Genomic DNA, 13,347 nt, shown 5'->3' with positions numbered 1-13,347 from the left:
CGAGACGCCGCCGAACGCACGATAGAGGCAACATGGCGCAGGATCGGTAAGCTGCTCGACCGCTTCACCCCGCAGGAATGTGCGAATTACCTTGTCAACTCAGGATACGCTTCAACCTGATCTCATCTTGCTCTAGAGATTCTATGTCTCCGGCGGGAGTACTTTTGCCAAGAAGAAGGCGGTGACGCTTATGATCTTCTTCTTGGGTAAAATACTCTGGCGTTTGGGGCAAAGCCCCAATTGCGCGTAGCGCAAACTATAGCTCAGGCTCATATAAAACACGGACGTGGTTGGCATATAGCTTTTCTGACTTTAGCACTTCAGGCGCCTCGCCCTTGGTCGAGGTATCGCGCCAGATTTCATTATATCGAAACCATGTGTCACCGGATTTTGTGAAACCGGCGTTCTTTTCATAGACGTGATAGCGATGCGGATGCGCGCCGTCACATCTGAATTCACCGTTCAGCAGCGTATCGGTCATCCACAGGTGCAATTGCACCGTCGTTTGCGTGGGGTTGAACAGCCACAGGTCGATATAGTTGTAAAACAAAGCGGCCCCCGTGCCATAGGGGATCACGCGGCCCTGATCGGGGAAGGGATCGAAGCTGTGGCTGGCGCGTTGGGTGACCTGCAGGGGCGAATGCAGTGCCAGCCAGTGGATCAGGTTCGCGATCTGGCACAGCCCCCCGCCGATGCCGCCGCGGGCGCGGCCCAGGTGCAGCTCCATCCCCTCTTTAAACCTGCGCCGAACCGTGGGGCGGCCGACCAGCCGCCAGATCGAAAACGTCTGGCCGGGGTGAATCAGTACGCCGTTCAGATGCGGGATCGCCAGGGAGTGGTTGTGTATCTTGTTATCCTGCCACAGATTTTCGCGCGGATCATCCGCCAGAGAACGTCGCAGTTTGGACTGATGGCGATATATCTTGTTGGGTAGCAGGTCACTCTGTCGGTCTGTCGCAAAATCCTCGCGCCCCCAGTACCACCGCGCCCATCGGACCGCCTGCCGTTGCCAGACGCGGGCCTGATGCAAGGCCGGGTGATAGGATGTCAGGGGTTTGCGGGGTGACTTCAAAAGACAATCCGTTCATCAGAATGAGGAACGTCAAAACACAAGAAGCCAGAAAAGAAAAGCGCCAGCCCCAAAACCGGGACCGGCGCGGATGTGTTAGACCGTCAGGCCGGGGTCAAGGTCCAGACCCACAATCAACGGGTCATGGTCGGCGGCACGATAGACGTCGTCACTATAAAACCCCGGGTCATCGAAACGGGTGGAATAGCCCAACAGACCGGGTTCCGGGGCATTCACGTTCCATTCAGTCGCGCCGGTGATGTTGTCGGCCAATCCGTCCGAGGCAAAGGCCTGATCCAGCGTGCCCTGCTGCCCGTCAAAGACAAAGCTAAAGGCATCTTCCTGACCGCCTTCGACAAATTCGTCGATGACGTCGACATAGCCGCCCTCATCCCGGATCGACTGCGTTGGGTCTTCCTGCGCGTAGGCGTTGAAATCGCCCATGATCAGCACGTTTTCAGACACGTCCTGACCCACGGCAGCGCTGGCGACGGGCAGATATTCGTTTTCCAGAAACGCGGTGATTTCTTCGGACGCATCGGTGCGCACGGCGTTCCAATAGGCCTGGCCATCGCCCTGATCAAAGTTCGGATCAGCCTGCAGATCGGCAATCGCCTGTTCGACGATCGCGACCTGATCGGGCGGCACATCGCCGTTGGCCAGGGCGGCCAGGGCGTTATCAACGACATCCTGCAAGTCACTGTCACCCTTGGATTTATTGTGCAGGGAACTGACGGTGAAGAATTCGCCCGTTTCATTGCACTGGAATGTCGCAACAGTCGCAGGGCGGTTGCGCTGCAGGTCCAGAACCTGATCGTCGGGTGGCGAATAAGGGTTCAGGATTTCGGCGATATCCAACGTGGCCTGGGCCGAGGCCTCATCGAACACATAGCTGTCAGCATACACCAGCGTCACCGCGTTGGCGTCATAGACGATGCCAGTGGTGATCGCATCGGTACCGATAAAACCATCGCCCACGCCGCCGGTGGGATCAACGAACTGATAATCGACATCCAGACCGCGACCTGCGGCCTCGGCATTCATGGCGTCGACCAGGGTTGAGATCGCCCCATCCGCGCCAAAGCCGTTGTTTTCCAGCTCTTGCAGGGCCAGAACCTCGGCCCCCGTGGTCACCAGCTGATCGGCCAGTTTGTCGGTCTGACGTTCCAGATCTTCGGCCGTTCTGGCACCACGCGGGTTCAGATCACCGTCCGGGCCTGTCTGGCTGCCATCGTTCAGCGTCGTGAAATAGTTCAGCACATTGACACTGGCAACCTGCAGGTCGCCGCCCACATCTTCGGGCGTGGCTTCGCGGGCGCCGCTGTTGGTGTCGGGGTCGATGGTGATCTGATCTTCGACAATGACGCGGAATTCAGCATTAGTGCCGCCGCCATTGTCGGTGAAGGTCATAACGCCCTCGACCGCCTCGATAATTTCGGTGCCAAGGCGCAGCGTGGCCCCTGCGGAAAAATCATCGCCTGCATCCAGGAAGCCGTTGCCATTGTCGCCCTCATCCGCTGTCACGGGGATGTATTCGAACCCATCGGGGTTCTGAGCGCGCACGCCATCTTCCAGAACCAGACGATTGTTGGCGTTATCTTCGGCCAATGCTGCGACTTCGTCAGCCTGCGTTTCGGCGTCGAACAACTGCGTGGGCTGCGTCTGACTGCCTGCGCTGATCGTGATCTGGCCATAGCGACCCAGTTCAAAGTTTTCGATCACCGTCATCGCGTCTTCTGTACCGCTGGTGACGGACACGCGCATGCCTTCGACCGCTTCATAATCGGCCTGGGTTATATTGGGCGACAACAGAACGGCGGCGGCGGTGGGCAATTCCTGATCGGATGCCAGAACCGTGGCGCTGGCGTTGTTGATCTGGGTTTCGCCGTTGAATTCGTCGACCCGGCCCACGACCGTGACCTGATCGCCGACCGCGATATCGCCCGTGTTGCCGCGCCCGGTAAAGACAAAGACCCCTTCCGAGGTTGCCGCATTGCCGTCGGCATCGGCATCTTCTTCCTGAATGAAATAGCCGTCTTCATCGACGTAAGTCACAATAGCGGTGACCGACACCTGTTCGCCGATCAGCGCGCTGGCATCCCCTTCGCCCTGAATTTGCGAAATCAGAACCTGGGTCGGTTCGCCGCCGCCGCTACCGGTGCCGCCGGCCGTTGGGCTATAACCGGTGTCATCGCCAAAGGGCGTGATTTCGAATTCACCCGCGCCATCTTCGCTGCGGGCCGCACCTGGGGCCAGGAAGGTGCCATCGGGGCCAATCACCACATCGGAATAGACGGTCGGGTTCGTGTCATCGACCAGGGCGACGCTGTCCTGCACCGTGCCCGCGCCCAGATCCAGCGTGCCGCTGTTGCCGGGGTCAAGGTCATCGCCCGCGGCGCCGTCGAAGTTTTCGACCAGAATAAAGGTCGATGGCGTGTTTTCCAGCGTGTTGTCGGCGAAATTCTCATCACCCGTGACACCAAATGTCGATTGTGCCTGATCGCTGGCGGCCAGGAAAAAGCCATTGTCGCCAATGCTTTGGCCGGACAGGTCGATGACGCTAAGAACTTCGCCGGGGTTTTCGCCGCTGACCTGGATCAGACTGAAACCGTCCAGCGATGTGCCGGGGTCACCGAACAGTTCGACAAATTCCCAATCGGTGCCAGACGTGCTGACCGCCAGTTCGTTGATGACCAGCGGTTGCGGTTCGGCATCATTGGCCTGCCCACGGGTGTCTTCGCGGGGGGCATCCCATGTGTCGCCCTCGCCCCGTTGCAGCGAAAAGCCGATGGGTGTGCCGCTGCCCTCGGACTGACCGATATCGGTTGAGGTCTGACCGGCGGCTGTGCCATTTTCGGCGGTCAGAGTGCCTTCATAGCTGAGGAATTCGACAACATCACCACCATCGATCAGTGCAATACCATCGGCGGCACCGTTCTGAATGCCTGCGATATCAAGGACATAATAGTCGAAGGTGCCATCGGTCGTCTGGGTGCCGGTGGACACGTCGACCGTGCGGTAAACCTCACCATTCGCGCCATTATAAAGCTCAACCGACAGGGCCGAGACATCGCTGCCCGCCTCGACCCGGATTTCGATGAACTCACCTTCGTCGCCGCCTGCGTTGTCATAGTGGACTTCGTTGATGCGCGCAGGGTTGACCGGAGCTTCGTCCACATCGGTCACGGTGACGTCGATGGTTTCTTCGGCCACCGCGCCGTTTTCGTCGGTCACGGCAACGGTGACAGTATAGATATTGTCGCCATCGGCATCACCGGGGGCCTCAAAATCAGGGGCTGCGACAAAGGACAGTGCGCCGGTGGTCGGATCAATCTGGAACAGGCTGGCATCGGCCCCGCCGGTGATTGAAAATGTCAGCGCGTCCCCTTCGACATCGGTCGCCATGATATTGGCCGGAACCATTGTGCTGTTTTCGGCGACCTGAACGGCGACCTCGGCCGCGATTTCGGGCGCGTCGTTGGCGCCGGTGATCGTCACGGTGACAGTGGCGGTGTCCAGACCGCCCTGCCCGTCATCGACGATATAGGTGAAGGTGTCAGTTGCCGTTTCGCCTTCGGCCAGTGCATCAAACACCGCAACGGGGTCATAGGTGACGGTCACACCGTCAAAGCTGACCGTGCCGCCCGCCGCACTGCTGCCATCGACTGACACGATCTGGATATCATCGCCGTCAAAGTCGATGTCATTGGCCAACAGATCAGCCGCCGCGATTTCGGCTACCTCGTTTTCGCCCGTGGTCGCTGTGTCGTCATCGGCCAGAACCGCGTTGTTGCGACCGTCCAGGAACAGGGTGAAATTGTCAGCCTCAAACGTGATCGCCTCAACACTTTTCAGGGTGTCGGTTTCCACAACGGCGCCGGTGTCATCCAGCAACGCCACGCTGACGGTCGGGAACAACCAGCCGCGCTGGCTGATGTTATAGTCGCGCACCGATCCTTCGTAGGTCACCGTGTCAAAGCCGCGACCGCCCGATATGAAATCGCTGCCTTCGCCGCCGCGGATCACGTCATCGCCGCGACCGGTAAAGATGAAATCATTTCCGGCACCGGCATCGATTGTATCGTTGCCACCAAACCCAAACAGAAAGTCACCATTCAAAGTGCCTGTCAGCATATCATCGTCCTGCGTGCCAAAAAGATAATTTCGAGGAAGCGAAGCCATTTTTTGTCCTTTGCGGTTGCTGGAAAGTCCGGGAATAGGTGAAGCATCTGTGTTTCAGTTTTGTGTCGCAACGACAAAAGAATGATCACGGATCAAACAGCGGCGGGCATGTAGCGAAGTGCCTGTTTTCATTGGACCCCGGGCAGGCGAAAACTTGCGCATGGATTTGGGTTGTTTCTGTAGTTTTGAGGTCAGTTTTGTTGTCGTATATGAAACAATTTCATTGTCGCCGCAGATCAGGCTTTTCAATATTTTGACGTAGCCACGACAAAATATCTAAAAACACCAATTAATTCTGGATTTTATGGATAATTTTACTGTAACACCGTTAGACAATATATTGATGCGTAGTCGGTCAGTAACATCAGGGATGAAACAATGCAGTATAAAGTAGTCCAGTCCCCAAAAGATGCGTCTGAAGCGGTTCATACCAAATCCGGTGAACAGGATGGACGTCGATTGCGCAGCCAGCGCAGCCGCCAGCAGATCGCCGATGCGCTGATGAAGCTGGTGCGTCAGGGCAATTTTCTGCCCCGGTCGCAGGAACTGGCCGAGGCCTCGGGCCTTAGTCTGCGCACGGTTTTTCGTCATATCGAAGATATGGAGAGCCTTTATCGCGATCTGACCGAACAGATCGAGGCCGAGGTGATGCCCATTCTGTTGCGCCCCTATGTCAGCACGGACTGGAAGGATCAGCTGGAAGAGGCCGTGGCGAAACGGGCCGAGATTTATGAAAAGATCCTGCCGGTCAAGATGTCGGCGGACCTGCGGCGGTTCCGGTCGGAAGTGTTGATGGAAAATTATCGCCGGTCCGCCGCGATTGAGCGGGCGCAGATCAAAGCGGTCCTGCCCGCCGACCTGTCCGGCGACGGCGAACTGCTGGAAGCAATTGATCTGGCACTGTCCTTCGAAAGCTGGCGCCGGATGCGATACGATCAGAACCTGTCCCCCGAGATGGCGCAAAAGATCATGCTGCGGCTGGTGCGGTCTTTGGTTCACGGGCTTTAAATCACCTACTGCGCAGTCCCGGACTTGATCCGGGACCTCATGAAACCCGCGGCGCTCTAGCCAATCAAATCATCCCAAAGCGCGGCGTTCTTTCGGGAAAACGCCCGCAGATGCCCAACACGACCAAGACCATGGGCTTTCGGGTTGATGGACAGCGTCTCGACCGGTGCGCCACTGTAAAATTCTTTCAGCTTCCACACGCAATGTGGCGGGGTCACCGGGTCATCGACCAGGGCCACCAGCTTGACCGGCGCCGTCACACCCGCCCACCGGGGCTGCGGCAGTGTGCGCCCGAAATCCGCGCGGAAGAAATTCCGTGACGTGCACCAGCGCCGCCATTGCAGGTAAACGCCTGCCGGCAGATCCTCACCCAGGCCCGAAAACCGCCCCGGCAGATAGCCCAGCATCCGCGTCAGCGCGGGGCCGTGCCCATACCAGAACAGACGCGCCATTGCCTGATAGGGCCATGGATGGTCTGACACATGCACCGGCCCGCTGGCCACGGCGATGACACGGGCGATACGATCCAGCCGCCGCTGAAACGGCAAAAGGAAGCCGCCCAGGGAATGACCAATCACCCACAGCGGCACATCAGGAAACCGCTGATCCAGCCAATCCCGCGCCACCTGCTGATCCGTTACACCCCAGTCCGCCATAATCGCCCGCGACTGCTGCATCGGCCCGGTGACCGAGGCGCCGAAGTCGCGGTAATCATAGGTCAAACAGGCGATGTTGTGATGGTCGGCCAGCCATTTCGCAAAGGCACCATAAAACCGATGCGGCACTCCGGTCGCGCCATTCAGCACGATAGTCGCGTGGGGCGTGACGTTTGGCATGGTCAGAGTGCCCCGCAAAACCGCCTGGGTATCCGCAATTCGGACCGGTTCGGAAAAGCTGGTCGTTTGATCCATATCTGGCGCAACCGCTGAATGGTTTATATTAACCCCAGTGTTAACGCTTTTTCCTGCCAGTACAATGTTATTGTCATATAAAATGTCATATATTCGAAAGATCCAGTTTGCGTGTAAATTAAGATTTTGTTAGTATTTATATAGACAAATCGATAAAAGTCGTAACGTCAGGCTTGTCTTGGGCAGGAAACCGCATATGCCTGTGCCATTAGTTGGGGGAGGTGTTTTACGCGCAATACACATACAGCGCGCTATGGGATCTCAAGTCAAACCACTGTCGCGTGATATGAAACAATTGATCCGCAGGCTTTCGCCGACTAAGGATGCACAAAGACAGATAGGTCTGTCACAAGACCACATATGAAACGATCCCATTCCGGGTCGCTATCAACTGCAAGGGGAATACTCTCGTGAGTGAAGTCATCGAAAAAGCCGTCGCCGCAATGAACGAAAAGCTGTCGCCCGGCGATCTGGATCAATCGGTCAAATTTGTGATCGAGGACGAAGGATCTTTTGTCATGGACGGTGACGGAGCCCGTGCGGGCGACGAACCCACCGATCTGACCGTCATCACCGATACCGAGACTTTACAGGGCCTTCAGGATGGTAGCGTCAATGCAACAACTGCCTATATGACGGGAAAATTGAAGATAGAAGGTGACATGGCGCTTGCCATGAAACTGGGCTCTATCCTAGCATAACGCCGCCGGGCACATCTGTTTTTCCGCCTGGTTGTACTGAGTTGACTGGGAGGAAGGATGAAAAAGATTGCCATAATTGTGGCGCTGTTCATCGCAACAGCAACCACAACCTACGCCAATGACCCGTCGGGCCTTTGGCGTCTTCACAAATCAAGCACCAATGGTGTGGACCATCTGAATGTACAGTTTGCGCGGTGCGGCAATGCCTATTGCGCAACAATCGCACAGGCCATCGGGACGGACGGCAGGCCGGTTGCGGGGTATCCGCACATCGGCAAGACCATCATCCGAAACATGGTACACCAAGGAAGCGGCGAGTTTACCGGGGGCACCATTTGGGACCCACGGCGTGATCGCCGTTTTGATCTGACGTTTCGTATGAACGGCAACCGCATTCGGGCCGAAGCCTGTGCAAACGCCCTGCTCTGCCGCAAGTTCCGCTGGCAGAAACTGCGGTAACGGCTCTTGGCCCCGGCAGACACGTTGGGGCCTTGGTTGCCGATTTGAAGACTGCGGGAAAAACCCTATGATGATCGCCCATGGGCGATTTGCTGATATTCACTGACAAGGGCATCTACTGCGCCGCGGGCGACTTCTATATCGACCCTTGGCGGCCCGTGCCCCGTGCGCTGATTACGCACGGTCACGCTGATCATGCGCGGCCAGGCCATGGCAGTTATCTGGCGACGGCCGCCGCCGCGCCAGTGATGCGACACAGGCTGGGTGACATCAGCCTTGAAACAATCGGCTATTCCAAGACACGACAAATCGGCGATGTAACTGTGTCGTTTCACCCGGCGGGCCACGTCCCTGGATCGGCACAGATACGGATCGAACATAAAGGCGAAATCTGGGTTGTCTCGGGTGACTACAAGATCGAGCCAGACGGATTTTCCGAACCTTTTGAACCTGTTACATGCCACGCCTTTATCACGGAATGCACCTTTGGCCTGCCGGTGTTCAAGTGGCAGCCGCAGGCGGATGTGATCGGTCAGATCAACGATTGGTGGCGGCAGAATGCGGCGGCGGGGCGGACCTCGGTTCTGGGGGCCTATGCCCTGGGCAAAGCGCAGCGGATTCTTAGCGCGGTGGATGCCAGCATCGGCCCGATCCTGACCCATGGCGCGGTGGAAAACACCAATGACGTGCTGCGCGCACAGGGACTGAAGCTGCCCGAAACGGTCTATGCCGGACCTGATCTGAAGATCAAGGATTACCCCGGCGCGCTGGTCATCTGCCCACCTTCGGGCTTTGGCGGCGGTTGGACGCGGCGGTTCGGGGCACATTCCACCGCTTTTGCCTCGGGCTGGATGGCGCTGCGCGGGGTGCGGCGCAGGCGGGCGGCGGACCGGGGCTTTGTGATGTCAGACCATGCCGATTGGGACGGGTTGAACACCGCGATCACCGAAACCGGGGCCGAGCGGATTTTCGTGACCCACGGCTACACCAGCGTATTCCGCCGCTGGCTGGCCGAACAGGGGTACGATGCACGGATTGTTGAAACCGAATACGAAGGCGAGGCGCTGGATCAGACCGAGACTGAGGCCGCGGAATGAAAGACTTTGCCCAGCTTTTCACCCGCATCGACCAGACGACCAAGACGAACACGAAGGTCGCCGCGATGGCGGAATACCTCTCCACCGCCCCCGACGATGACAAGCTTTGGTGCATCGCGCTGTTTTCGTCGCGCCGCCCGAAGCGGGCAATCAACACCACGCGCCTGCGCGAATGGGCCGCCGAACACGCGGGCATTCCACTGTGGCTGTTTGAGGAAGCCTATCCTATCGTCGGCGATCTGTCTGAAACCATAGCACTGGTCCTGCCGCCCGCTGAAAACCATCAGGATCGCAGCTTAACCCACTGGATCAATTATATTAAACAGCTTGGCGTGCGGGAGGAAGAGGATCGCAAATCCGGCATCCTGGCCGCCTGGGATCAGCTTGAGCCGACCGAGCGATTTCTGTTCAACAAGCTGATGACTGGCGGGTTTCGCATCGGGATCAGTCAGAAACTGATGACCCGCGCGCTGGCGCAGGCGACGGATCAGCCGGAACCCGAACTGACGCACAAACTGATGGGCAACTGGACGCCCGAGACGACGACATATCAGGATCTGATCCTGTCTGATGATCCGACCGCTGATCTGTCCAAGCCTTATCCGTTTTACTTGGCCTACCAACTGGATGATGCGCCCGCGGAGTTAGGCCCGGTCGACGACTGGTTCGCCGAGCGCAAATGGGACGGCATCCGCGGGCAACTGATCCTGCGCGGCGGGCAGCATTTTCTGTGGTCGCGGGGTGAAGACCTGATGACCGACCGCTTTCCGGAACTGGCCGCGCTGGTCGATTTTGTGCCCGAGGGCACCGTGATCGATGGCGAGGTTCTGGCCTGGCAGGACGACCGCCCCCTGCCCTTCAACGCGCTGCAAAAGCGGATCGGGCGCAAGACAGTGCCGAAAAAACTGCTGACCGAGGCGCCAGTGGTGATCAAGGCCTATGATCTGCTGGAATGGCAAGGGCAGGATATTCGCGATCATCCGATGCAGGACCGGCGGTCACAGTTGGAAACGCTGGTGGCCACCCTGCCCCCGGACATTCCGCTGAAGCTGTCACCCTTGGTGGAGGCCGCGGATTGGGCCGGGTTGGCCACTGAACGCGAACGGTCCCGCGATCTGGGGTCAGAAGGGTTAATGCTGAAACGCCGCGCCAGCCCTTATTTGTCGGGCCGCAAGAAAGGTGATTGGTGGAAGTGGAAGGTCGATCCGCTGACGATCGATGCGGTGATGATCTATGCGCAATCGGGCCACGGACGCCGGGCGAACCTGTTCACCGATTTCACCTTTGCGGTCTGGAATGGCAATGATTTGGTGCCCTTTACCAAGGCGTACTCTGGCCTGACCGACGCCGAATTTCGCCAGATTACACAGTGGGTTAAGAAGAACACCTTGCAGCGCTTCGGCCCGGTGCGGCAGGTGAAGCCCGAGCATGTATTCGAGATAGCCTTTGAGGGCATTCAGGAAAGCCCGCGCCATAAATCCGGCGTCGCGCTACGGTTCCCCCGCATGTCCCGCTGGCGGCATGACAAGCCGTTGGATCAGGCGAATACCTTGGACGATTTGAAAGAGATGCTGCAGATGTATGGTTAATGCGTGGGCTGAGACGTGCCATCGACGGCCCGCGGGTGGGCGATCTGTTTTGACTGCTGATGCGCTTTATGGCAGAAAAATACATCAGAAAAATCAGCGGCTTGTGTCGCTGGCAAAATCGCCGACCCGTGGAGGCGGGCCGACGATGGCACGGCGCCTTCGGCTTGACTCCGCGCCGATCAGCACTGTTGACAGTTCCGTGTTTGACCGGGATATCGGCGTAAACCGGGCTAGTTTAACGACACCATAGGGTTGCAATCGCCATCATTTGTGCCCTATTTGTTCCACCACGCATGCTTAACGAGGTGCCCGTATGCTGAACCTGCCTTTCCCTGTTTTCGACGCCACGCCTTCGGGGGGTCACGATGATCTGGGTGATCTGCCTGAATGGGATTTGACCGATCTTTACCCTTCGACCGACAGCGCCGAGATTAAGCGTGATCTGGACTGGCTGGAAAAAGCCTGCGCCGATTTTGCCAATGATTATGAGGGGAAGTTGGCCGATCTTGACGCGGCGGGGTTACTGCAGGCCGTCCAGCGGTATGAAAAGATTGACGTGATTGGCGGGCGGATCATGTCCTTTGCCGGGCTGCGCTATTACCAGCAGACCACCGATGCAGACCGCGCCAAATTCATGGCCGATATGCAGGACACGCTGACAGGTTTCACCACGCCGCTTGTATTCTATGGCCTTGAGTTCAATCGTTTGGACGAAGATCATCTGGCAGGACTGCTGGCAGAAAATGCCGATCTGGCACGGTACAAGCCCGTGTTCGACCGGCTGCGCGCGATGAAGCCCTATCAGTTGTCGGACGAGTTAGAGAAGTTCCTGCACGACCAGTCCACCGTCGGTGCGGCGGCCTGGAACCGGTTGTTTGACGAAACCATCGCCGGGCTCAGCTTTGATGTGGATCGCGAAGAACTGGGGATTGAGAGCACATTGAACCTGCTGACCGATCAGGATCGTGCGAAACGCGAAAGCGGCGCGCGGGAATTGGCGCGGGTTTTTGACAGCAACATCAAGCTGTTCGCGCGGGTTCATAACACCTTGTCCAAGGAAAAAGAGATCGAGGACCGCTGGCGCGGCATGCCCACGCCACAGACCGGGCGGCATCTGTCGAACCATGTGGAACCCGAAGTGGTCGAGGCGCTGCGCAATGCGGTTGTGGCCGCCTATCCCAAGCTGTCGCATCGTTATTATCAGCTGAAAGCCAAGTGGCTGGGTCTGGACAAGCTGCAGGTCTGGGACCGCAACGCACCCCTGCCGATGGAGGACACGCGGATCATTGGGTGGGATGACGCGGAAAAAACGGTGATGGAGGCCTATGGCGCCTTTGATCCGCGCATGGCCGATCTGGCCAAGCCGTTCTTTACCAAGGGCTGGATCGATGCAGGTGTGAAGCCTGGCAAGGCACCGGGGGCTTTTGCGCATCCGACGGTCGTCGAAGTGCATCCTTATGTGATGCTGAACTATCTGGGCAAGCCGCGCGATGTCATGACCCTGGCCCATGAACTGGGTCACGGCGTGCATCAGGTGCTGGCGGCGGGGCAAGGTGAGCTGCTGAGCTCGACGCCCCTGACCCTGGCGGAAACGGCGAGTGTGTTTGGCGAAATGCTGACCTTCCGCAAACTGCTGGACGCGGCGAATACGCAGGAGGAACGCAAGACGCTGCTGGCGGGCAAGGTTGAGGATATGATCAACACCGTCGTCCGCCAGATCGCCTTTTATGATTTCGAATGCAAACTGCATGACGCGCGGCAGAATGGCGAACTGACGCCGGATGACATCAACGCGTTGTGGATGAGCGTTCAAGGCGAAAGCCTTGGGCCCGCGTTTGAGTTTATGGAGGGGTATGAGACATTCTGGGCCTATATCCCGCATTTCGTGCATTCGCCTTTTTACGTCTATGCCTATGCCTTTGGCGACGGTCTGGTGAACGCGCTTTATGCTGTTTATGAGGAAAACGGCGCGGGGTTTCAGGATAAGTATTTTGAGATGCTGAAAGCCGGCGGATCAAAGCACCACAAAGATCTGCTGGCCCCCTTTGGCCTGGACGCCAGCGATCCGACGTTCTGGGACAAAGGCCTGAGCATGATCAGTGGTATGATCGATGAGCTTGAGGCGATGGATGGTTGATCCAGCGGAGCGCGCCCCAAGGCGCGCATTTCCTCTGGCACTGCGTGCGATTGGGGGCGCTGCCCCCTAGAGCGTGATGAAATCGACCTGAATCAAGGGGGATTCACATAGGCTTATTTTGCTGATTCACTGTCGCCGACCACAAGATGGAGGGCGAGCAGTGGGTAAGGCACTTTCGATGGACCTTCGGGAGA

The 13,347-nt window shown here is 57.9% G+C and carries 9 protein-coding genes; 6 read left to right on the top strand and 3 right to left on the bottom strand.

The annotated features are described in order from the left end of the window. Positions 1 to 256: 256 nt before the first annotated feature. On the bottom strand, positions 257 to 1,072 hold the full coding sequence (locus tag H7848_RS19000) for a VanW family protein (RefSeq protein WP_208354485.1): 816 nt from the start codon (positions 1,070 to 1,072) through the stop codon (positions 257 to 259). Positions 1,073 to 1,165: 93 nt separating this feature from the next. Continuing rightward, positions 1,166 to 5,251, bottom strand: a complete 4,086-nt coding sequence (locus H7848_RS18995) for an ExeM/NucH family extracellular endonuclease (RefSeq protein ID WP_208354483.1) — start codon at positions 5,249 to 5,251, stop codon at positions 1,166 to 1,168. Positions 5,252 to 5,629: 378 nt separating this feature from the next. Here H7848_RS18995 and H7848_RS18990 point away from each other — a divergent pair, with 378 nt between their 5' ends. Next, a complete protein-coding gene (locus H7848_RS18990; protein WP_208354481.1) occupies positions 5,630 to 6,259 on the top strand; it encodes a TetR/AcrR family transcriptional regulator in 630 nt (209 codons plus the stop codon). 56 nt (positions 6,260 to 6,315) lie between these two features. Here the strand turns inward: H7848_RS18990 and H7848_RS18985 are convergent, their stop codons facing one another. Beyond that, positions 6,316 to 7,170, bottom strand: coding sequence for an alpha/beta hydrolase family protein (locus H7848_RS18985; RefSeq protein ID WP_208354480.1), 855 nt, complete (start codon positions 7,168 to 7,170; stop codon positions 6,316 to 6,318). Between the two features lie 410 nt (positions 7,171 to 7,580). Between H7848_RS18985 and H7848_RS18980 the strand changes: the two genes are divergently transcribed. The 5 genes from H7848_RS18980 (at position 7,581) to H7848_RS18960 (ending at position 13,153) form a co-directional block, all read left to right on the top strand. After that, positions 7,581 to 7,871, top strand: a complete 291-nt coding sequence (locus H7848_RS18980) for an SCP2 sterol-binding domain-containing protein (RefSeq protein WP_208354478.1) — start codon at positions 7,581 to 7,583, stop codon at positions 7,869 to 7,871. A gap of 57 nt (positions 7,872 to 7,928) precedes the next feature. Then, on the top strand, positions 7,929 to 8,330 hold the full coding sequence (locus H7848_RS18975) for a DUF2147 domain-containing protein (RefSeq protein WP_208354476.1): 402 nt from the start codon (positions 7,929 to 7,931) through the stop codon (positions 8,328 to 8,330). 80 nt (positions 8,331 to 8,410) lie between these two features. Continuing rightward, positions 8,411 to 9,427, top strand: a complete 1,017-nt coding sequence (locus tag H7848_RS18970; RefSeq protein ID WP_208354474.1) for a ligase-associated DNA damage response exonuclease — start codon at positions 8,411 to 8,413, stop codon at positions 9,425 to 9,427. After that, positions 9,424 to 11,016: an ATP-dependent DNA ligase gene (locus H7848_RS18965; protein ID WP_208354472.1), complete on the top strand. Its 1,593-nt coding sequence runs from the start codon at positions 9,424 to 9,426 to the stop codon at positions 11,014 to 11,016. The genes H7848_RS18970 and H7848_RS18965 overlap by 4 nt, the downstream gene beginning before the upstream one ends. Positions 11,017 to 11,329: 313 nt before the next feature. Next, positions 11,330 to 13,153, top strand: coding sequence for a M3 family oligoendopeptidase (locus tag H7848_RS18960; RefSeq protein ID WP_208354470.1), 1,824 nt, complete (start codon positions 11,330 to 11,332; stop codon positions 13,151 to 13,153). Positions 13,154 to 13,347: the final 194 nt, after the last annotated feature.

The organism is Pseudaestuariivita rosea, assembly GCF_017592335.1.
GTDB lineage: Bacteria > Pseudomonadota > Alphaproteobacteria > Rhodobacterales > Rhodobacteraceae > Parasulfitobacter > Parasulfitobacter rosea.
Note: the sequence above shows the minus strand (reverse complement) of the source record. Positions and strands in the feature narration are given on the sequence as shown.